The following is a 19,507-nucleotide window of genomic DNA, read 5'->3' on the forward strand; positions in this document are numbered from 1 at the left end:
GCGGCACTAGCGCGGTGGTCCCACCTGACCCCATGCCGAACTCAGAAGTGAAACGCCGTAGCGCCGATGGTAGTGTGGGGTCTCCCCATGCGAGAGTAGGGAACTGCCAGGCATCAAATTAGTGAGAAACCTCAGTCGAAAGACTGAGGTTTTTTGCTATGGGGATTTTAGTCACTTTCACTTTGTATCTTTGACGATCGATTCCTGGTGCCTACGCTATAACGTTTTAATTATGTATTGCCTGATAGGCCCCATAGCCCACTGCTGCACCTGCCGCATCCCATGCGAAATCCTTCCAGCTCCATCCACTACCTGCTTGACGACTGTCATATAACTCCTTCCCTGCCCCTAATCCGATCGAAAAAAACAGCCCAAAAGAACGACTTCTGGCGTCATTCCATCCTTGATGCTCGCCGTATGCGGCACCAGCAGCCGCTAATATAACGGAGCCAGCAAAATGCTCTAACTTATCTTTTCCTGTCCAACTATCATTGGCGACATGAGTACAACCGCTGCACATGAGGGCAGGAATAAACAAGCCTAATATATAAAGGCCGGGCAAAGAAATATTCATGGAATATATTCCTGTAACTGAATAACTTGCGCCTAATCACGCTTCATTTTTGTCAGTGCTAAAATGTCTTTTTAACTCGTAAAAAAAGCCTGATCATATCGATCAGGCTTTCAGTATAATAGTGGATCACAAAATCCGGCTGATTAATCGATCTATTCGTATCCGCCTCAGGCGTCGAATAAGCTTACGGACTTTAATCGGATAATTAGGAATGCTTTCCAACTCCATATAATGCGAAACAATGTGGGTGTGCTCACGTATTTCTTCAAGCTCTTTGTGACGCTGTACCATCATCTCATTATGGGGATCGTGAATAAGGATCGCGTTCTCCAAATCCAGACGCCAGGCGCGGGGATTGAGGTTGTTACCGGTAATTAATTGCCAACGATCATCGACCCAGACCCCTTTGAGATGGTAACTATTTTCACCATCTTTCCATAAGCGAACAATTAACTGTCCGCTGTCGACAAAGCGTTGTAGCCGGCTCAGAAAACGACGCAAATTGATTTCATACAGATAAGGCAGGGCACCGATAATTTTAAATGGTTGATCCTGAGGTATATAGAAGTCGTTTGCAGTCTTATCACCCACAATAATTTCAACTTGTTTACCACGACGTAGCAACGCGATAATATTTCTTGCGAGCAGTGCCGGCATATTGAAATAAGGTGTACATAGGGTCAGTTTCTGCTCGGTACTGGCCATCAGATGGTGAATGGTGCGGTTTAGTGAATTTTGTTTACCTAATCCGACCAAAGGAATAACGGCCAGCTCATCGTTACCTGCGCTGTCTTTAAAATGATAACTGCTGTCACGTAGAGATTGGCGGAACTGGCGGGTTTCATTTCTGATTTCGATGTTTTTCGGACGATCATCTCGATCAAGACGTTGAACTGCGCTGGCACCGATGATCGACTTTCTGATGAAGTCGATCATCGTGTTAGCCAACGGGGTGTTAATCAGCAAATGATAGCGGTCGTAACGATATTTATCATGACGATGTAAATAAACGTCATTGATGCTGGCACCGCTATAAATAACACGGTCATCGATAACAGAGCCTTTGAGGTGCAAGACACCTAATGCTTCGCGGGTATTAACAGGTACACCATAAACGGGTACCGAGACGCCAGGATGCAGCTGCGCCATGCTGCAATACCAGTCAGCGTTGGTATTAGAGGCAACAGCACCGATGCGGCCGCGCTGAGCACGATGCCAGTCAACCAGAATACAGATTTCAAGCTCAGGCCGCTGCTGTTTGGCTGCATATAGCGCCGAAAGAACATCGCGCCCACCGTCGTCATTCTCCAGATAGAGTGCAACAAGATAAATGCGATGAGTTGCGCTGGCGATAGCGTCGAGCAGGGTAGTACGGAAATCCGTAGGGCAGTAGAGTGTTTGAACAGCATCAACCGTTTGGGGGAGTTTAGGCAGTTGAGCAAGGTGTTGTTGATGTTTATTACGTTTAAATTTTGACAACATCACAGTGCGCTTCTTCTCTCTTCAGGTAATAGCGATAGCGGCAAGGACTAAGTAAACCGCATAATCGGTCGATAATACCATTAGTACTCCCTATTGTGCGTATGTTTTGCCTATTTGTGACCTTGATAGGCGACGTTCTGGTCAGGTTTGAGGCTTAAAGAGAGATTAACAATCCCATCCTTCAGTTGCACATCGACCTCAAATCCGAGCTTTCTTGCCAGTGTCACCATACCCTGATTATTCGGCATCGTGATACCTGTTAGCCGTTGTAGACCGTGCTCTGAGGTATATTTGATCATCTTATCTAGCAGACGTCTACCAAGCCCAAGCCCTTTTAAATCCGAGCGAACAAGTACAGAGAATTCGGCATCAATATTATCCGGATCCGAGACGGCTCGCGTCACGCCAATAATTTCCAATTTGTCATTAACTGAACGAATAGCAACGAAGGCCATTTCACGATCGTAGTCGATTTGGCTCATGTTCGCTAAATCCTCATGCGTGAACTCGTTGATCTCGCTGAAGTAGCGATAATAGAGATCTTCTTTAGTCACTTTGAGAATGAAGGCGTGCAGCAAAGGCTCATCTTCCGGCAGAATAGGACGGAACTGGCAAACAGAACCGTCTTTAAGCGTGACCTGCTCTTCCAACTCCTGAGGATAGGGGCGTATAGCCAGCCGGGAGGGGGCGTCAATGCTGACGGCAGCTAGCTGAAGCGATACGTCAAGCAGGTTCAGTTCATCGCCCGATGCCAGAAGCGGATGAATATCCAGCCTGATAATCTGAGGGCAATCGACAATCAGGTTAGACACCTTGACCAGCAACTGGCTCAGGGTGGGTATATCCAGCGGACGTGAAGCATTATGATCGCGTATTTTTCCACTCTTCACTGCCTGTAAAACCTGATAGCGTGCCAGTGCCAGATTCAGTGGCGGTAAAGCGATCGCCACCTGCGTTTCTGGACGCCACTCGCTACCGCCTTCACCCAGCATGATGATCGGTCCAAATACAGCATCTTGTTCAACAACAATCCTCAACTCCTGTGAACCGGGGCGATTAGCCATAGTTTGCACTAACAAACCATGAATACGCGCCTGAGGAAATGAGTGTTTTGCGCGATCGAATATCGCGTTGGCGGCCTGCTCAACCTCATTTGATGTACGCAGGTAGAGCATCACGCCCTGGACCTGCGAATTGTGCGGAATATCCGGCGAACGCAGTTTGAGCGCCACCGGGTAGCCTACTTGCCCGGCAATATTTACAGCTTCAGCACTGTCGCTGGCAATGCATGTCGGCAGAACGTCCATCCCATAAGCCTGGAAGATTGTGCGTACTTCGTGGGTATCGAGCTGCATCACTCCTTCGGCAAGAGCCTGGCTAATTAACCGATGTGCCTCATCGGTATTTTGTTGTAAACCGACGGGTAATGAAGGGGTTTCTTTTAGCTGCTTCTGATTGCGGCGATATTCGACCATGTGCATAAATGCCGTCACGGTGCCTTCAGGAGTTCGGTAGGTCGGTATACCAGCTTCGGTAAAAAGTTTGCGCGCTTCCTGAGATGAATATTCGCCGCACCAGTTAGTCAGTACGGTCACGCGCTTGCCTCGCGGATGCTTCTGCAACGCGGCGATCACCTGCTCAGCCGTGACGGTACCATGCGCAGCAGCGCTTGGCGCGTGGATAATCAGCAAGGCATCGTAGTCGGTATTGTCTAGCAGCGAAGTAAGTACTGACTGATAGCGTAGCGGTGTCGCATCATCGTGCAAGTCGAGCGGGTTCGATATCACAATGCTCTCCGGTAATACGGCGCGTAATGCCACAGCAGTTTCATGACTAATAGCAGCCAGCTTACCGTTGCGTGACAGCAGTTGATCAAGTGCCATTGCCGCAGGTGCAGCTCCGTTGCTAATAATAAGCAAGCGCTCACCTCGCAGAGGATGCATATGGCTCAGCGTTTCTACGGCGGAAAATAGTTCATGCGTATCCTGTACGCGCAACAGACCAGCACGCTGGATGGCAGCGTCATAAGCAGCATCCAGACTCAGCGGGCTGTTGAGTAGTTTTTGCGCCTGCGCACTGCGGCCACTTTTAATCACCAGAATGGGTTTGTTACGTGAGGCGCTGCGAGAGGCTGACAGAAAGCGGCGTGCATCACTGATATGTTCGAGATACAGCAGGATCGCGCTGGTTTTACTGTCGCGCGCCAGAAAATCCAGCAAATCATCGACATCAATATCCAGACTGTTGCCCAGGGAAATAAAGTAGGAGAAACCAACGGCCCGCTGCTGTGCCCAGTCCAGAATTGTATTAGCAACAGCCGCTGACTGCGAAATAAACGCCAGTTTACCGGGCAGAATAGGGACCGGTGAAAAGCTGGCATTCAACCGCTGCCAGGGCGCCAGAATCCCCAAACTGTTTGGTCCCAACAGGCGCATGTGAAAACGCTGGGCACAGGTTTTAAGCTCAGAAAACTGGAGCGGATGAGAAGAGAGCACAATGGCCGTTTTACAGCCGCGTTCCCCGAGCTGTTCCAGCAGCGCCAGATTACGGTCAGCACGGGTGCAGAGGATAGCCAAATCGGGGGTGATTGGCAGGTGCGCGACATCCGGGTAGGCCAGTACGCCACAGACAGCCCGATAAGCAGGAGTGACTGGCAGAACCGGTCCATTGAACCCTCCCTCCAGCAAATTACGCATCATCAGATAACCAGCGCGACCGGGTTTATCGCTCGCACCGAGTACCGCAATGGATTTAGGTCGTAATAGTGCTTCTAGTCCACGCTGGCTCATTTATCCTCCGGATATCAATTTGCATTGATTCTAGAGTGTTTCATTCTCTTTTGCTGTGAACTGATGCATCGGATAGTGGGGTTTTCCTGCCAGATACTGAGTGCGGAAATGCGTAAAGTGCCGCGACAGCCCCGCAGAGGCTTCAAGATCACCGGCTTTCTCCAGCAATACGACGGCGACTTCTGCGGTGCAATGAAATTCAGGGCGAGAGGCTTCACGCAGGATATAGCGGGATCTGGCGCTGACATCCAGAGAAAAAACTGGCAAATTATCCAAATAGGGACTCTTGCGGAACATTTTGCGCGCTTCATTCCAGGTGCCATCCAGCATAACAAACAGAGGTGGTTTACTGCCCGATGGGACTTCGGTAAACACCTGCCGTGGCGGTTGAACGAAAGAGGCCGGAAAAACCACGTAAGGCTGACGGGATGGATCTGAAATTGCTTCGAACAGTGCTGGATTGGTTTGAGTGCGTGACCACATAAACGCCTGGGTATCCGGGAGAACGTCAGCAATTAATCGACCCGTATTGCTGGGCTTCATCGGTTCCGTGTCATACATCACCAGACAAAAGCAACTGGCAGCTTGATGAATTTCACGAGCGGCACAGATACAGTTACGTTTAGGTAACAGGCAGGACTGGCAGCGAATAGCACGTGAGCCACGGGCAAGGAACGGACGGGTGGATTTAGCAAGGCGCTGCTCACGCAGGCGTAGAACGGCATTGTCTGACATAAGCATTCCGCAGTTGCAAACCGGCTATTCTAAAGGGCGTTGAAGCGCAGGGATAGTAGCGTGTTAGCATAAAACGGCGGCCGGGCTAAAATAATAGGCCCGCTGATAGGCGGACCATTGGGCGTAGGTTTAATCCTGATTTATGCGTTACAATGATTCATTAAGCCAGTCGTTGAACGGTGCTTTTGGCATTGCGCCGCTCAGCATGTCGACCATTTTGCCTTCATTAAATACCATAATGGTCGGAATGCTGCGGATACGAAAACGTGCGCTCAGTTCAGGCTCAGTTTCCGTATTGACTTTAATGAAGCGGATCTTACCGGCTCGTTCCTGCGCGACATCTTCAAAGATCGGCGCGAAGTTAACGCAGGGTCCGCACCACGGAGCCCAGAAGTCGATAACTACCGGCAAATCATCTTGTAGGTATTTATCCAGCGTACTTGTCGTGGCGTGAACTACTTCGCCTTCAAATAAGGGATGACCGCAACGGCCGCATTTTGCGCCGTCGTTGATACGATCTTCAGGCAGGCTATTGGTGGCCTGGCATGATGTACAAATCGTATTCATAAAATTAGCCTCTGCATTGCTCAATGGTGAGAATCGGATCAACCCGACACCAAAGCGTGTTGGACGACGGGGCTGACATGTTGCTTATATGTTGCCAGTATGAAGCCAAGCCACCTGTCGGACAACGCGGTTTACTCAATGAATGCGATAGTTTTTAGCTTTTGGTCCAAAGCAAGTGGCTTACCACACAGACATCAGGTAATCTTCGCGCCCAGCGCGTAGGTGGAGAGAGAAATGAACGATTCATTCAGTGGCAGAAACGGCAAAGTCAAAGTGATGTACGTCCGCAGTGACGACGACGGCGATAACCGCAATAACGATAAACGTCCTTCTAACAATAAAGGACGTCCTGGCGAGAAGCCGCGTACCGGATCCCGTCCTGACGATGCCCGCCGCAATGAGCGTCGCAGCCCCGACACGCGTAGTGATTCCCGCGGTCCTGACACTCGTCGTGGCGATGCACGCCCGCAGCGTACAGGTCGTGATGCACCGCGCCCGGCGCGTTCTGACCGTGACGATGACGGTCCGTATTCCTCACCGTGGAAAACTGTTTCCCGTGCACCGGACGACGAGTCTGTACCGGATCACGGCGGCATCAGCGGTAAAAGCTTTATCGATCCCGAGCAACTGCGCCGTCAGCGTCAGGAAGAGACCCGTGTTTACGGTGAGAACGCCTGTCAGGCACTGTTTGCCAGCCGTCCGGACTCTATCGTGCGTGCCTGGTTTGTGCAGTCTGTGACGCCGCGTTTTCGCGAAGCGCTGCGCTGGATGGCAGCAAACCGCAAGGCTTATCACGTGGTCGAAGATGACGAACTGGCCAAAGCCTCAGGCACAGACCATCACGGCGGTGTTTGCTTCCTGATTAAAAAGCGCCAGGGTCTGGATGCTGACACGTATCTGCAAACTGCACCGGCGAAAGACTGTGTGTTGGCGCTGGAAAATGTCGGTAACCCGCACAATCTCGGCGGCATTATGCGCAGCTGTGCACACTTTGGTGTTAACGGTTTAGTGGTTCAGGATCCGGCCCTGCTGGAATCTGGTGCTGCAGTGCGTACCGCTGAAGGCGGCGCGGAACATATCAAAGCCATCAGCGCTGATAACTTCCTTGACGTGCTGGCTAGTTTCCGTAAAGCCGGTTACACCATCGTCACCACTTCAAGCCATAAAGGAACGGTACTCGGTAAGGCGGAACTGCCTGCCAAAATGGTGCTGGTGCTGGGTGAAGAGAGTGATGGCTTGTCTGATAGTGCATGGCAGCAGGGTGATATCAACGTCTCTATCGGTGGTACCGGTAAAGTAGAAAGTCTGAATGTTTCTGTCGCGACCGGTATTTTGCTGGCTGACTGGTGGCGTCAGAACCACGCGTAATCCTCAGAACATTTTCTCGCGATAATCACCATAAAAAAACGGACGCCTCCAGGGCGTCCGTTTTGCTTTCAGCGGTCAGTCAAGTGTCCGGCGAAACGCAATTTAGTGCGCACCTCCACCCTCTTTACTGCCTCCCGCACCACCGAACGGCGGTCGGGCGAACCAGATTAAAACCAGCAATATCAGGAATGCTCCACCGGATAACCAGAAAATCTCATTGGCAGAAATGATTAGCCCCTGATTGGTTATCTCCCGCGCTATCCAACCTGACGCCTGCTGATGGCTCATTCCCATCCCTTCAAGTTGAGCATAGGTTTGCTGCGCCACCGGGTTAAACGGCGTGATATTTTCCGATAACTGCGCATGATGCAGTGATTCACGGTCTGCCCACATGGTGGTGGTTATTGAGGTACCGATCGAGCCTGCCAATGTTCGGATGAAGTTCGACAGGCTTGATGCCGCTGCCATGCGTTCTGGCGGTAGTCCGGACAGAATGATGGTGGTCAGTGGCATAAAGAAGCAGCCCACGGCGAAGCCCTGGAAAAACTGTGGCCACGCCGACGCACCAAAATCCATCCCAGGTTCAAATGTATAAGCTCGCCAGTAGAAGCACACTGCGTACATGATAAAGCTGAAAGTGATCAGTTTGCGCATGTCGAGACGGTGAGCGAACCGGCCAATGATCGGCGACATGACCACCGGCAGGATCCCTACCGGGGCTGATGCCAGGCCGGCCCAGGTTGCTGTATAACCATAGACCTCCTGCAGCAGCTGCGGCAGCAGAACTATCGCGCCGAAGTACAGCATATAGGCCAGACTGATACACAACACGCCAATGGTGAAGTTTCTCGACTTGAACAGTGACAGATCAACAATGGGGTGATCGTCAGTCAGCTCCCAGACGACCAGGAAGCAAAGCGCCACCACCGCCACGGCGGCAAGCACGATAATTTCCGTGGAGTTAAACCAGTCCAGCTCTTTACCGCGGTCAAGCATTACTTGCAAACAGCCGATCCCGAGCACCAGCAATACCAATCCGACGCTGTCGATAGGGCGTATCTGCGTAGGCGTTTCACGTCCTTTTAGCGTTCTCAATGTCAGCACGACAACAACAATGGCGATCGGCACGTTGATGAAGAAGATCCAACCCCAGTGGAAGTTATCACTGATATAACCGCCGAGGATCGGGCCACAGATAGGCGCCACGATCACCGTCATCGACCAGAGCGCTAAGGCGGTACTTCGCTTGGCCGGAGGATAGTTATTCAGTAACAGACTTTGCGACAACGGGATCAGTGGACCTGCCACCACGCCTTGTAACACACGGAAGAAAATCAACATTTCCAGGCTATTAGACATTCCGCATAGCCAGGAAGCGATGGCAAACAGTACCGTAGACCACAGGAACAGTTTGACCTCACCGATGCGCTTCGCCAGCCAGCCGGTGATCGGGATCGAGATAGCGTTGGCAACCCCGAAAGACGTGATAACCCAGGTACCCTGTGAGTTCGAGGCACCCAGATTCCCGGCAATGGTTGGGATCGCCACGTTCGCGATAGTGGAATCCAGCACCTGCATAAACGTGGCCATGGACAATGCTACTGTCATCCAGGCCAGTGGTGCGCCTACCAGCGGTTTATTTGCCACAGAGGCCTCCGGCGGTTTTAGCCTGCATTGGCGTTAATGACATCAGTAATGATGGCGTCAACTGGCGCCAGATCTAGCATCAGTGCGGTGGTCTGATACAGGGGCTCTGTACGTACTTTATCGGCCAGCACCAGACCGTTGAGATCTTGGGTATCCACCGTCACCAGCGCGGACAAACCGATACGCAGGGGATGCTTCGCTACCTGCTTGTCATCCAGTTCAATACGCACCGGCAGACGCTGAACCACTTTGATCCAGTTGCCGGTAGCATTCTGTGCCGGTAACAGCGAGAACGCGCCGCCGGTGCCCATATCCATCCCCACCACTTTGCCTGTATATGTCACATCATCGCCGTATATATCACTGACGACGGTGGCTGACTGGCCAATACGCATATTGGCGACTTGCGTCTCTTTGAAGTTGGCATCAACCCAAACGTGATTGGCTGGAACCACCGCCATCAGCGCAGTTCCCGATGTGATCTGCTGACCAATCTGTACCGAACGACGTGAAACATATCCGTCAATAGGACTGACCACGCGGGTACGTTGCAACGCCAACCAGGCGTCGCGCACCTGCGCTGCTGCCTGCAAGACCTGCGGTTGTTTATCGACCGGCGTGCTCAGTACCATCGCTTGGTTGGCGTTGTATTGTTGCACCGCTACGTCGAACTGAGCTTTAGCGATGTCAACGGCATCATGCGAATGTTGCAGCTCTTCACGGCCGATAGCAGCGGCATTACCCAATATCACGCGGCGCTTCAGGTCAGTTTGCGCCTGCTGTAACTGAGTTTGGCGCAGGGCCACATTGGCTTGATATTGACGGCCATTAATGATCAGTTGGTGAGTCTGGCGCACGCTGGTGGCCAGAGCGGTTTTGGCCCGATCGAATGCTTGTTCGGCATCGGTTGGGTCCAGTACCACTAATGTGTCGCCTTTTTTGACGAAGTCGGTGCTGTCGAAATTCACACTGGTTACACTGCCTGAAACCTGCGCCATGATTTGCACTTGGTTGCCGGCGACATACGAGTCATCGGTACTCTGGAAATGACGTAGCACCAGCAGCCAATAAATCAGGTAGGCGATGGCGATAATGACAAAAATGCCTGTTAAGAACAGTAATGCAATTTTGCGTGATTTCTTTTTGTTATTAGGCTGTTTTACAACAACCGAATCCTGCGGTGGTGTCGCCTGAATGTCCGCATTTTCGCTCATGATTTTCTCCACACTGAGTCTTGTTTTTATTTTTGATCCTTTACATAACCGGTCTGCGGAAATGTGTGGATTTGCATAATTATTGGTTTTGACTGTCCAGCAGGGTTGACTGCGGTGCGATGTTTTCACTTGAGGCGCAGCCCGCCGAATATAAAACGGCGAACCGTGGCGTAAACCCCCAGCTGGCTTGGAGTGACATGTATGGGTTACCTGAGCAGAAATTAGAGTAGTTGTTGCGTAGTGACATCCATCTGATCGAGGCGAACTAATAGCTTACGAGTCAGGATTTCCAACTGTTTCTGTTCATCAGTGTCGAGAGTTGACCAGAGAAGATGCAGGCACTTATGTTGAGGCGGCAGAACCTTCTGAATAAAGGCTTCCCCGTTTGGCGTCAGATGCAAATGCAGGCATCGGCGATCGTTATCGCTTTCGCGGCGTTCTATCCAGCCGCGCTTCTCCAGTTCATCTGCAATTCGCGTGGCATTAGTGCGTGAAGAACCCAGCGCAGTGCTCAGCTCTGATGGCTGAATACTGTGGCTTTCCTGCGAATCAAGCGTCAATAAGGCCATAAACAGGGTTTCATTAATCCCCTGTGCTTTTAGCATCTTATTACGATTTTCCAGCAATTTACTTTGCATATGCATACAGAGTCGGGTGAGAAGAATTTCCTGATAAGGGAAATCTTTCTGTTTTTTTGCCCGGAAATTTAACATGTTTTCAATTGGTGCGAAGGAGCTGTTCATGACGAGAAACCTCATTAGTTACGAATGACATAGTAACGATAGTAATTAATGATATCAATATTAGGAACCCTTAAGGCTTTAACATTAAGTGTGATCCATAACAAAGGTGAATTATTCAAATACTAATATATGAGTATTTTGTACCAGATCATGACAAAAGCGCTTTTCCAGTGGCCTGAATCCAGCACAGCTCATCAGACCATTTTATGTTTATGGCCAGACCACCAGGTCAGCAAATTGAGCCCGCTCATGACGACGCCAGCTGCTGATACGCAGTACCAGCCACCCCACTGAAATGCGGACGCAGACACCAGCGAGCCTATGGCACCGCCGATAAAATAGGTGGTCATGTAACCGGCAGTGAGGCGGTTACGCGCTTCCGGCATCGACTTATAGATGACACTCTGATTGGTGATGTGGACTCCCTGAACCGCCAGATCCAGTAAAATAATGCCGACGATTAATGCAATCACCGAGTGTTGACCATAGGCAATGGCAGCCCATGACAACAGCAATAAAATCAGTCCGATGGTCGTGGTCAGATGGGCCTTGCCCTTATCCGCCAGTTGCCCGGCGCGGGTGGCGGCCAGCGCGCCTGCGGCACCGACCAGACCAAACAGGCCAATCACGCCTTCAGAGTAGTGATACGCAGGGCCCGCCAGCAAAAATGCCATGGATGTCCACAGGATACTGAAGTTAGCGAAAGAGAATAGGCCGAGTAATGCGCGGGTACGCAGCACTGGCGTGTGCAAAAACAGGCTAAAAATAGATTTAAGTAATTGCGGATAATTCAGTCCGGTATGCTGTTTATGCACTGGCAGACGACGCCACAGGATCAGCGCCATCGCCAACATCAGCGCACTGGCCACCCAGTAAACGGTACGCCAGCCACCCAGAGTTGCCAGCAAGCCGGCCACGGTGCGTGCCAGCAAAATCCCCAGCAGCAGGCCAGACATAATCAGCCCGACTACTTTGCCGCGCCGTTCAGGCTCCGCCAGCGTAGCGGCCAGTGGTACCAGAATCTGAGCCACCACCGAAAACAAGCCGGTAAGTGCGGTCCCGATCAGCATGATCGACAGCGTGGGTGCCATCGCGGTGATCAGCAGACCGGCGGCGGACAGAATGGTCATCACCACGATAAGACTGCGGCGTTCAAACATATCGCCAAGCGGCACCAGGAACATCAGACCAAAAGCGTAGCCGAGCTGAGCAATCGTGACGATAAAACCGGCTTGATTGACGGAAAGATCAAAAGCCCTGGCAATAGTTTCCAGCAAAGGCTGAGGATAGTAGTTACTGGCGACGGCCAGACCGGTGGCGACGGCCATCAGAATGATCAGCCCCGGCGTGAGTGGAGAGTGTTGGGTCGAATTTTGCATGATTTTTTTTCGTTTTAAATAAAGCGGCAGGTTGTTGTTAAACATCGGCATCGCATGAGTGGGATGCCGCGAAGTATCGCTCAGCCATAAATAGTAAACCAATGTATAATTTTCATCTCAACTATCTCATTTCGCGATGAATCGATGAATCTTAAACAGATCCGCTTTGCCCTTGCCGTGGCGCAGGAACAGAATTTTACCCGGGCAGCACAGCGTTGCCACACTGTGCAGTCGGCGCTCAGCCATCAGATAGCCAAACTGGAGGAGGAGCTTGGCAGCGCGCTGTTTGAGCGCACCTCAAGACAAGTGAAGCTGACGGCAGCAGGGCGGGCATTTCTGGCACCGGCTGAACAGTTGCTGGCGGCGCATAACCATCTGCTTGATACCATGGAAGCGCTGAAAGGCGAAGTGACTGGCACGCTGACGGTAGGCATTATTTCAACGCTAAACGTGATTGATGTGATCGGCCAGTTGGCGAAATTCACCCAACACTATCCGCTGGTCAACATTCGGATGTATGTTGGCATGAGTGAAAAATTACTGGAAGATGTCCAGCATTTGCGCACGGACGTGGCCTTTGTCGGTATCTGGCCGGGAGACAAAGCCATGCTACGCCTGCCACACCGTCAGTTGGCTGATGAGCCGCTGGTGGCGCTGGTTAGCCCGACACATGCTTATGCTATGCGTGCGACTATTACACTCAGCGAACTCGCTCAGGTGCCGCTGGTGGACTTCTACGCAGGTGCCGGTGCCCGGCGTCAGACTGACAATGCGTTCGGCGAAGCCGGTATCACCCGCCACGTCAGCTTTGAAATTGACCATATTGAGTGGTTAGAGAGTATCGTGCGCCGCTCTCTTGCCGCCGGGATTGTTCCCTTGTCCCGCGCCCAGCACGCTACCGACCTGGTGGCTATTCCCATAGAAAACGCCCCACGCCGTCAGGTGTTCTGTGTCTGGCAACCGACACTGTCCGCCGCAGCCGAGCGTTTTCTGGTTTTTGCACAGGAAGAGGGGTAATAAAAAAGGCGCTGAATTTACATTCAGCGCCTTTCAATCAGCCAACAATGTCAACCGTTAAGGCTTTGGCTTGGTTACTTTGCCGCCGCAGCTGCTTCTTTCACCCAACCATCGAAGGTTGCCTGATGGGCTTTGATCCAGCCGTCAGTCTGATTAGCAATATCCGCTTCAGAGCTTTGACCAGCATGCATCGCGGAGTTCTGCGCGTTGATGTCTTTCAACGGTAACTTCATGATAGAAAAAAGTTTTGCAGCAGCCGGGTTGGCTTCAGCAAACTTCTTATTCGCGACGATATGCATGGTGCTGACTTTGAAACCGTAGTTTTTACCATTTGGTAAGGTGGTATCGGCATTTTTATCGCCTGGAACGACAGAGAAAGGTACCTGCATCCATAGCACGTCTTTGCCTGGCACCAGCACATCACTTACCCAGTAGGGTGTCCAGGTATAATAGAAGATAGGTTTACCTTCTTTATAACGGGTGATGGTGTCAGCGATCATCGCCGAGTAATTCCCCTGATTGTGGGTTACTGTTTTTTCCAGGCCGTAGGCTTTCAACTGCTCATTCAGGGCTGCTTCACAACCCCAGCCCGGCGTACAACCGGTCAGATCGGCTTTACCGTCACCGTTGGTATCAAACAGCTTGGCGATTTTTGGATCCTTCAGCTGTTCAATGTTGGTGATGTGGTATTTCTCGGCAGTTTTTTTATCGATAAGATAACCCTGCGCTGCGCCGTTAACATAGGTTCCTTCGCGGTAAAATACTTTGTCGCCCCCGGCAGCTTTGTACATTTCGTCATGCAGAGGGGACCAGTTCACCGCCGTGAAGGTTGCATCACCTGCTGCAATGGTGGTGTAGCCGACGTTGTAATCGACTTCACGGATGGGCTGAACGTCGTAGCCCAGTTTTTCCAGCGCTTTGCTGACGAGCTGCGTCTGAAAGGTCTCTTCGCTGATGGTGCTCTGAATCGGTGTTACGGTAACGCCTTTGCCCGGCAGGTCAGCGGCGAAGGAGGAAGCTGAAGCCAGTGTGGTCAGGGCGGCAACCGCCCAGAGATGAGTCTTTCGCATAAAATAATGTCCTGTTTATCGTCGTTATTATGTTTTAAGAGCGCCGCGTGAGGCCAACGCCAGTCCGATTATGATTTTTTAGCGGCAGCTGCGGCTTCTTTGACCCAGCCGTCGAAGGTGTCCTGATGCGCTTTGATCCAACCATCAACGTGCTGCTGAATATCTGCTGAAGAGGATTCCCCTGCGTGCATTCGCAGGTTCTGTGCGTTCACGTCAGCCAGAGGCAGGACCATGATGGAGAACAGCTTCGCCGCCGCCGGATTTTGCTCAGCCCAGGCTTTGTTCGCTACGATATGTTCGTTATTGACCGGGAAACCGTAGTTCTTACCGTTTGGCAGGGTGGTATCCAGATCTTTCTGTGAACCCGGCGTCGCCGAGAACGGCACGGTCAACCAAACCACATCTTTGCCAGGCTTCAACTCGTTACTCACCCAGTACGGTGTCCAGGTGAAGTACAACACGGGTTTACCGGTTTTAAAGCGGGTCAGCGTATCGGCGATAATGGCCGAGTAATTCCCTTCATTCTGCGTGACGGTATCGCTCAGACCGTAAGCTTTGATTTGTGTATTCACGACCGCCCCGCAGACCCAGCCCGGATTACAGCCAGCCATATCGGCTTTGCCGTCACCGTTGGTATCAAACAGTTTGGCGAGCTTTGGATCTTTCAGCTGTGATAAATCGTGAATATTGTACTTGTCGGCGGTTTTCTTATCGATCAAATAACCCTGCGCCGCACCTTTAATATAAGTGCCCTGGCGATAGAATTTCTGATCGCCACCGGCAGCGGTATACATATCTTTTTGCAACGGTTCCCAGTTCACCGCCATGAAAGTGGAGTCGCCGCTGGCGATCGCGGTATACGCGACGTTGTAATCCACTTCTCCAGTTTGCTGGACGTCATAGCCCAGCTTTTCCAGCGCTCGGTTAACCAATTCTGTCTGGAAGGTTTCTTCTGCGATGGTGCTTTGTAATGGTTTAACGACCACGCCTTTGCCTGGTAAATCCGCGGCGAAAACAGCCGGTGTTGTAATAGAAATGGCCAGAGCGATGGCTTTCATTGACGTTGTGCGCATGGTGAACCCTTATTCTTTTTAAGTTTATAGCTATATAGCTTTTTATGAATACGTAAGAGTGGACTGCTGCTTAGTTGAGGTATCCCGGCGGCTGACCCGCCGGGAAGGTACTGCTTTCGATCAGGCTTTTTTTACAAAAGGTTTGGCCAGCAGACCAACCGGCCCGCGGGTGAACCAGCGATGGCCACCTTTACTGCGGCTGTCCTGACCCATTGATTGGGTTAAACGGTCAAGGATAATGGCGAGGATAACGATGCCCGCCCCCCCCACTGATGCCAGTCCCATATCGAGACGGCCGATGCCGCGCAGTACCATCTGACCCAGACCGCCTACAGCAATCATCGAGGCGATAACCACCATCGACAACGCCAGCATCAGCGTCTGGTTAATACCGGCCATGATGGTTGGCATTGCAAGCGGCAGCTGCACTTTGAATAGCAGTTGGCTTGGGCTGGCACCGAAGGACTGTGAGGCTTCGATCAGATCTTCCGGTACCTGATTAATACCCAGGATGGTCAGACGTACGATAGGCGGCAACGCGAATATAATAGTGACGACGACGCCTGGCACATTACCGATACCGAACAGCATGACGATCGGCACCAGATAGACGAACGCCGGGGTGGTCTGCATGGCATCAAGCAACGGGCGGATAATCTTCGCCGCGCGTTTACTGCGCGCCAGCCATATTCCGAGCGGAAGCCCTATCAGCACACAGAAGAACAGCGACGTCAGCACCAGCGCCAGAGTTACCATGGCCTGTGACCAGGCACCGATAGCGCCGATGAGTACCAGAGATACCAGCGTTGCAGCACCCATACCGAGACCCGCCATCTGCCAGGCAATCAACGCAAAAATCAGCATAGCAATCGGTGCAGGCAATGATTCCAGCCCGTGCTGAAAGCCGCTCAGTATGAAATCGACGGGCACACGAATAGCCTGAAATACCGGACGGAAGTTGGTGACCAGCCAGTCGATACCTTCGGTTACCCAACGGTCAAGCGGGATAAGTGTAGAGTGGAACGGGTCAAGAATATTGAACTGGTCATGCTGCGCCGGAGCTACATTCAGCCAGTCATTGGCCTGTGCTGCGGCATTATGTGTAGCGTCGGGTGCGCTAGTGACTGCATCGCTGCCACCCGAGGCTGCGCCCCAGGGATCGCTGCTGCTGGCAGCATCGGCCGCCGGATGTGCCGCTGCGACGTGGCCGCCGCTGGCGTTATCCGCACTCCATGGATCAATCGTGGCATCCACCGTTTGTGACGCGGCCTGAGCATGTTGAACGATACTATCGTTAATGGAATTCTTCATTATTCGTTACCCCCTTCTTTATCCAGGGCTCGAAGCAACATGGCCTTGGAAATAATACCAATATAGTTATTGTCCTCATTAACCACCGGCACGGCGTAAGGCGCGGCGGCGACATGAGAGATCAGCTCACTGAGTGGCATATCTGCCAGCACCGGTCCGGGAAGTTCCAGCAGTGCAGCGTCCAGTGATTGATTAGCTTTTAGCGCGGCTTTCAGTGAATCAATCGACACCACGCCGATGAATTTCTGACCACGCTCCAGCACATAACCATACTCGCGGTCTTCGTCTTCCAGCAGCTTAAGTGCTGCTCGTGGACCAAAACCTGGGGTTCTACGAATTAACGTGCCACGACGACGGGCGATGTCTTTGGCACTAAATACCTGACTGATATCCACACCGCGGAAGAAGGTGCGCACATAGTCATTGGCCGGATTATTCAGAATCTCTTCCGGTGTGCCGACCTGTACCACTTCGCCGCCCTGCATGATGGCGATGCGGTCGCCGATGCGCATGGCTTCATCGAGGTCATGGGAAATAAACACAATGGTGCGCTGATGCTGCGCCTGCAATTTCACCAACTCATCCTGCATTTCGGTACGGATGAGGGGATCAAGTGCCGAGAAGGCTTCATCCATCAGCAGAATATCGGGGTTGTTAGCCATGGCGCGGGCCAGGCCAACACGCTGACGCATACCGCCGGACAGCTCATCGGGATAGGAATTGGCGTAGTTTTCCAGACTCACCTGACGCAGTGCGTCGAGGGCTTTTTCACGACGCTCCTGTGGCGGAACACCGGCCAATTCCATGCCAAACGCCGTGTTGTCTAACACAGTCAGATGGGGCATCAGGGCAAACGACTGGAATACCATACTGATTTTAGTACGGCGAACCTGACGCAGTTTTGACTCGGAGATCTTGGCGATGTCTTCGCCGTCGATCAGTACCTCACCCCGGGTCGGTTCTATCAGACGATTGAGAAGGCGTACCATGGTGGATTTCCCTGAACCGGACAACCCCATGATGACGAAGATCTCGCCTTCTTCAATGGCCAGACTGGCATCTTTAACGCCAAGTGACAGACCGGTTTTCTCAAAAATTTCTTCTTTACCCTTACCTGCGTCGATCATCTTGAAAGCGCGATCCGGGTTCTCGCCAAATACCTTATAAAGGTTCTTTACTTCGATTTTAATTGCCATGCAATGTGCATTCCTTGGATATAAATAGCCGTGTTGGCTCGATGTCTAGTTTTTGTGTTGGAGCGTATAGAGTCTTACCTGTAAACAAAATAGTGAACGCCTTATACCCTAACACATCGAAATTCTGAGACAAGTCTCGATGTTTCTGATGAATATTCGTGCTCCCTAATCTGGTGCCTTATATTCGTGCATTTATCGTGGCTAATCTGTGCGGGCCGGCGTTGACATTTAATGACAAATTTCAATGCGGCAGGATTTCTTTTTTGGCTAATTATTTTGGCCATATTTTTGCATTTAATATAACTAATTCATTGATTTTTATATAATTAACTCATTTAATTTTTGTGGGGTTTTAGCTGAGAATAATTGCATCAAGGCAAGCGACTTAATACAAATAAATGATTTTGGATGGGAGGGTGAAAATAGATATTTCAACCGCGAGTGAAAGTGGAGAATTTACCGGTTGTCTGAAAGGTGATCGATGGCTTAATTAATGGCATGAGACAGAGCGATGTCGGAAAATTGACCGGCGTTGCCACCGGCAGAGAGGACGAAATTCGACAGGGGAAATAACAGGCATTCTGCGTCAGAACGCTGACTTTTCTTCGTCCACTATTTTCCGATACAAACGGCGTGGGTGGCCGATATTCCCGTACTGCATCTCCACAGCAATAAAGCCAATTTCCACGCAATATTCCAGATAGCGACGGCCGGTAGTTTTACTGATCCCAACCTTTTCCACGACGTCATCCACTGACCAGTTGCGCTCGTCACCTTCGCTGAAAACACGCTGTACTAATTCCAGCGTATTTGGCTCAATCCCTTTGGTGGCAGGGGCTGCAGGCGTATCACTGGCAGGGAGATTATACAGACGATCAAGCGCCTGCTGATCCAGCACTTTGACATGACGCAACTGATGCACCAGTTGCAGAAACCGCTCAAGCGAACTGCGCAGCCGCCTGAATGAAACCGGCTTGATGATGTAGTCGAACGCGCCACCGCGCATGGCCTGGCTGCAGGTATGCATATCACTGGCCGCAGTAATGAAAATCACCGAACAGTCGAGGCTTTTAAGCAGTGCGCTGTCAATAAGCTCAATTCCCTGACCGTCAGGCAAATAGTTGTCCAGCAGCAGCAACCGTGGTCGATAGAGCTGCAGCTGAGTTTTGGCCTGCGCCAGCGTCGCGGCAATACTTACCACCCGCAAGTTAAAATTTTGCTCGATAAAATCGCGGTGCAGCCCAGCCAGATAAGGCTCATCCTCGACGATCACCACGTCCAGCGCGCTGCCCTGATTGATACTGCCAGTTTGTACATTACTGTTATTCATTATCGTTCCTGA

16 protein-coding genes and 1 rRNA gene are annotated in these 19,507 nt (G+C 51.5%); 3 read left to right on the forward strand and 14 right to left on the reverse strand.

The genetic code is table 11. The features are described 5' to 3' along the window. Positions 1–112, forward strand: a 5S ribosomal RNA gene (rrf, locus tag ACMV8I_RS19905); the annotation flags it as partial. Positions 113–226: 114 nt separating this feature from the next. Here rrf and ACMV8I_RS19910 read toward each other — a convergent pair. The 5 genes from ACMV8I_RS19910 to trxC form a co-directional block, all read right to left on the reverse strand. Then, positions 227–574, reverse strand: coding sequence for a YfiM family lipoprotein (locus tag ACMV8I_RS19910; RefSeq protein WP_498866918.1), 348 nt, complete (start codon positions 572–574; stop codon positions 227–229). Positions 575–700: 126 nt separating this feature from the next. Next, a complete protein-coding gene (pssA, locus tag ACMV8I_RS19915; protein ID WP_498866919.1) occupies positions 701–2,056 on the reverse strand; it encodes a CDP-diacylglycerol--serine O-phosphatidyltransferase in 1,356 nt (451 codons plus the stop codon). 110 nt (positions 2,057–2,166) lie between these two features. Beyond that, positions 2,167–4,845: a bifunctional acetate--CoA ligase family protein/GNAT family N-acetyltransferase gene (locus ACMV8I_RS19920; protein WP_498866920.1), complete on the reverse strand. Its 2,679-nt coding sequence runs from the start codon at positions 4,843–4,845 to the stop codon at positions 2,167–2,169. 30 nt (positions 4,846–4,875) lie between these two features. Continuing rightward, positions 4,876–5,580: a tRNA-uridine aminocarboxypropyltransferase gene (locus ACMV8I_RS19925; RefSeq protein WP_498866921.1), complete on the reverse strand. Its 705-nt coding sequence runs from the start codon at positions 5,578–5,580 to the stop codon at positions 4,876–4,878. Between the two features lie 147 nt (positions 5,581–5,727). Then, positions 5,728–6,147 (reverse strand): thioredoxin TrxC, encoded by a 420-nt coding sequence (gene trxC, locus ACMV8I_RS19930; RefSeq protein WP_498866922.1) that lies wholly within the window; start codon positions 6,145–6,147, stop codon positions 5,728–5,730. Between the two features lie 234 nt (positions 6,148–6,381). On the opposite strand from trxC, the gene ACMV8I_RS19935 reads away from it, so the two are divergent. Beyond that, positions 6,382–7,515, forward strand: coding sequence for a tRNA/rRNA methyltransferase (locus ACMV8I_RS19935; RefSeq protein ID WP_498866923.1), 1,134 nt, complete (start codon positions 6,382–6,384; stop codon positions 7,513–7,515). Between the two features lie 102 nt (positions 7,516–7,617). Here the strand turns inward: ACMV8I_RS19935 and emrB are convergent, their stop codons facing one another. The 4 genes from emrB to ACMV8I_RS19955 form a co-directional block, all read right to left on the reverse strand. Continuing rightward, the gene (emrB, locus tag ACMV8I_RS19940; RefSeq protein ID WP_498866924.1) at positions 7,618–9,162 is read right to left on the reverse strand and encodes a multidrug efflux MFS transporter permease subunit EmrB; all 1,545 of its coding nucleotides are present in this window, start codon (positions 9,160–9,162) and stop codon (positions 7,618–7,620) included. Between the two features lie 17 nt (positions 9,163–9,179). Then, the gene (gene emrA, locus ACMV8I_RS19945; protein ID WP_498866925.1) at positions 9,180–10,376 is read right to left on the reverse strand and encodes a multidrug efflux MFS transporter periplasmic adaptor subunit EmrA; all 1,197 of its coding nucleotides are present in this window, start codon (positions 10,374–10,376) and stop codon (positions 9,180–9,182) included. Between the two features lie 221 nt (positions 10,377–10,597). Beyond that, entirely contained in the window at positions 10,598–11,119 is a 522-nt protein-coding gene (gene mprA / locus ACMV8I_RS19950) for a transcriptional repressor MprA (protein ID WP_498866926.1), read from the reverse strand. 194 nt (positions 11,120–11,313) lie between these two features. Then, a complete protein-coding gene (locus tag ACMV8I_RS19955; protein WP_498866927.1) occupies positions 11,314–12,498 on the reverse strand; it encodes an MFS transporter in 1,185 nt (394 codons plus the stop codon). Between the two features lie 144 nt (positions 12,499–12,642). On the opposite strand from ACMV8I_RS19955, the gene ACMV8I_RS19960 reads away from it, so the two are divergent. Beyond that, positions 12,643–13,515: a LysR family transcriptional regulator gene (locus ACMV8I_RS19960; RefSeq protein WP_498866928.1), complete on the forward strand. Its 873-nt coding sequence runs from the start codon at positions 12,643–12,645 to the stop codon at positions 13,513–13,515. A 74-nt stretch (positions 13,516–13,589) separates the two neighbouring features. Here the strand turns inward: ACMV8I_RS19960 and proX (ACMV8I_RS19965) are convergent, their stop codons facing one another. The 5 genes from proX (ACMV8I_RS19965) to ACMV8I_RS19985 form a co-directional block, all read right to left on the reverse strand. Beyond that, positions 13,590–14,585, reverse strand: coding sequence for a glycine betaine/L-proline ABC transporter substrate-binding protein ProX (gene proX, locus ACMV8I_RS19965; RefSeq protein WP_498866929.1), 996 nt, complete (start codon positions 14,583–14,585; stop codon positions 13,590–13,592). A gap of 68 nt (positions 14,586–14,653) precedes the next feature. Next, positions 14,654–15,658 (reverse strand): glycine betaine/L-proline ABC transporter substrate-binding protein ProX, encoded by a 1,005-nt coding sequence (gene proX, locus ACMV8I_RS19970; protein WP_498866930.1) that lies wholly within the window; start codon positions 15,656–15,658, stop codon positions 14,654–14,656. 120 nt (positions 15,659–15,778) lie between these two features. Then, on the reverse strand, positions 15,779–16,969 hold the full coding sequence (proW, locus tag ACMV8I_RS19975) for a glycine betaine/L-proline ABC transporter permease ProW (RefSeq protein WP_498866931.1): 1,191 nt from the start codon (positions 16,967–16,969) through the stop codon (positions 15,779–15,781). Further along, positions 16,969–18,165: a glycine betaine/L-proline ABC transporter ATP-binding protein ProV gene (gene proV, locus ACMV8I_RS19980; protein WP_498866932.1), complete on the reverse strand. Its 1,197-nt coding sequence runs from the start codon at positions 18,163–18,165 to the stop codon at positions 16,969–16,971. Before proV ends, proW begins: the two co-directional genes overlap by 1 nt. Before the next feature lie 586 nt (positions 18,166–18,751). Then, positions 18,752–19,495, reverse strand: a complete 744-nt coding sequence (locus tag ACMV8I_RS19985) for a response regulator (RefSeq protein ID WP_498866933.1) — start codon at positions 19,493–19,495, stop codon at positions 18,752–18,754. Positions 19,496–19,507 lie beyond the last annotated feature (12 nt).

This window comes from Ewingella sp. S1.OA.A_B6 (genome assembly GCF_049889095.1).
GTDB lineage: Bacteria > Pseudomonadota > Gammaproteobacteria > Enterobacterales > Enterobacteriaceae > Ewingella.

Bases quoted from the DNA above. Each gene is read 5' to 3' on its own strand.
- pssA (WP_498866919.1), bottom strand. From the start codon at position 2,056: ATGTTGTCAAAATTTAAACGTAATAAACATCAACAACACCTTGCTCAA.
- trxC (WP_498866922.1), bottom strand. From the start codon at position 6,147: ATGAATACGATTTGTACATCATGCCAGGCCACCAATAGCCTGCCTGAA.
- proW (WP_498866931.1), bottom strand. From the start codon at position 16,969: ATGAAGAATTCCATTAACGATAGTATCGTTCAACATGCTCAGGCCGCG.
- proV (WP_498866932.1), bottom strand. From the start codon at position 18,165: ATGGCAATTAAAATCGAAGTAAAGAACCTTTATAAGGTATTTGGCGAG.
- ACMV8I_RS19920 (WP_498866920.1), bottom strand. From the start codon at position 4,845: ATGAGCCAGCGTGGACTAGAAGCACTATTACGACCTAAATCCATTGCG.
- ACMV8I_RS19935 (WP_498866923.1), top strand. From the start codon at position 6,382: ATGAACGATTCATTCAGTGGCAGAAACGGCAAAGTCAAAGTGATGTAC.
- proX (WP_498866930.1), bottom strand. From the start codon at position 15,658: ATGCGCACAACGTCAATGAAAGCCATCGCTCTGGCCATTTCTATTACA.
- ACMV8I_RS19925 (WP_498866921.1), bottom strand. From the start codon at position 5,580: ATGTCAGACAATGCCGTTCTACGCCTGCGTGAGCAGCGCCTTGCTAAA.
- ACMV8I_RS19985 (WP_498866933.1), bottom strand. From the start codon at position 19,495: ATGAATAACAGTAATGTACAAACTGGCAGTATCAATCAGGGCAGCGCG.
- mprA (WP_498866926.1), bottom strand. From the start codon at position 11,119: ATGAACAGCTCCTTCGCACCAATTGAAAACATGTTAAATTTCCGGGCA.
- ACMV8I_RS19955 (WP_498866927.1), bottom strand. From the start codon at position 12,498: ATGCAAAATTCGACCCAACACTCTCCACTCACGCCGGGGCTGATCATT.
- proX (WP_498866929.1), bottom strand. From the start codon at position 14,585: ATGCGAAAGACTCATCTCTGGGCGGTTGCCGCCCTGACCACACTGGCT.
- ACMV8I_RS19910 (WP_498866918.1), bottom strand. From the start codon at position 574: ATGAATATTTCTTTGCCCGGCCTTTATATATTAGGCTTGTTTATTCCT.
- ACMV8I_RS19960 (WP_498866928.1), top strand. From the start codon at position 12,643: ATGAATCTTAAACAGATCCGCTTTGCCCTTGCCGTGGCGCAGGAACAG.
- emrA (WP_498866925.1), bottom strand. From the start codon at position 10,376: ATGAGCGAAAATGCGGACATTCAGGCGACACCACCGCAGGATTCGGTT.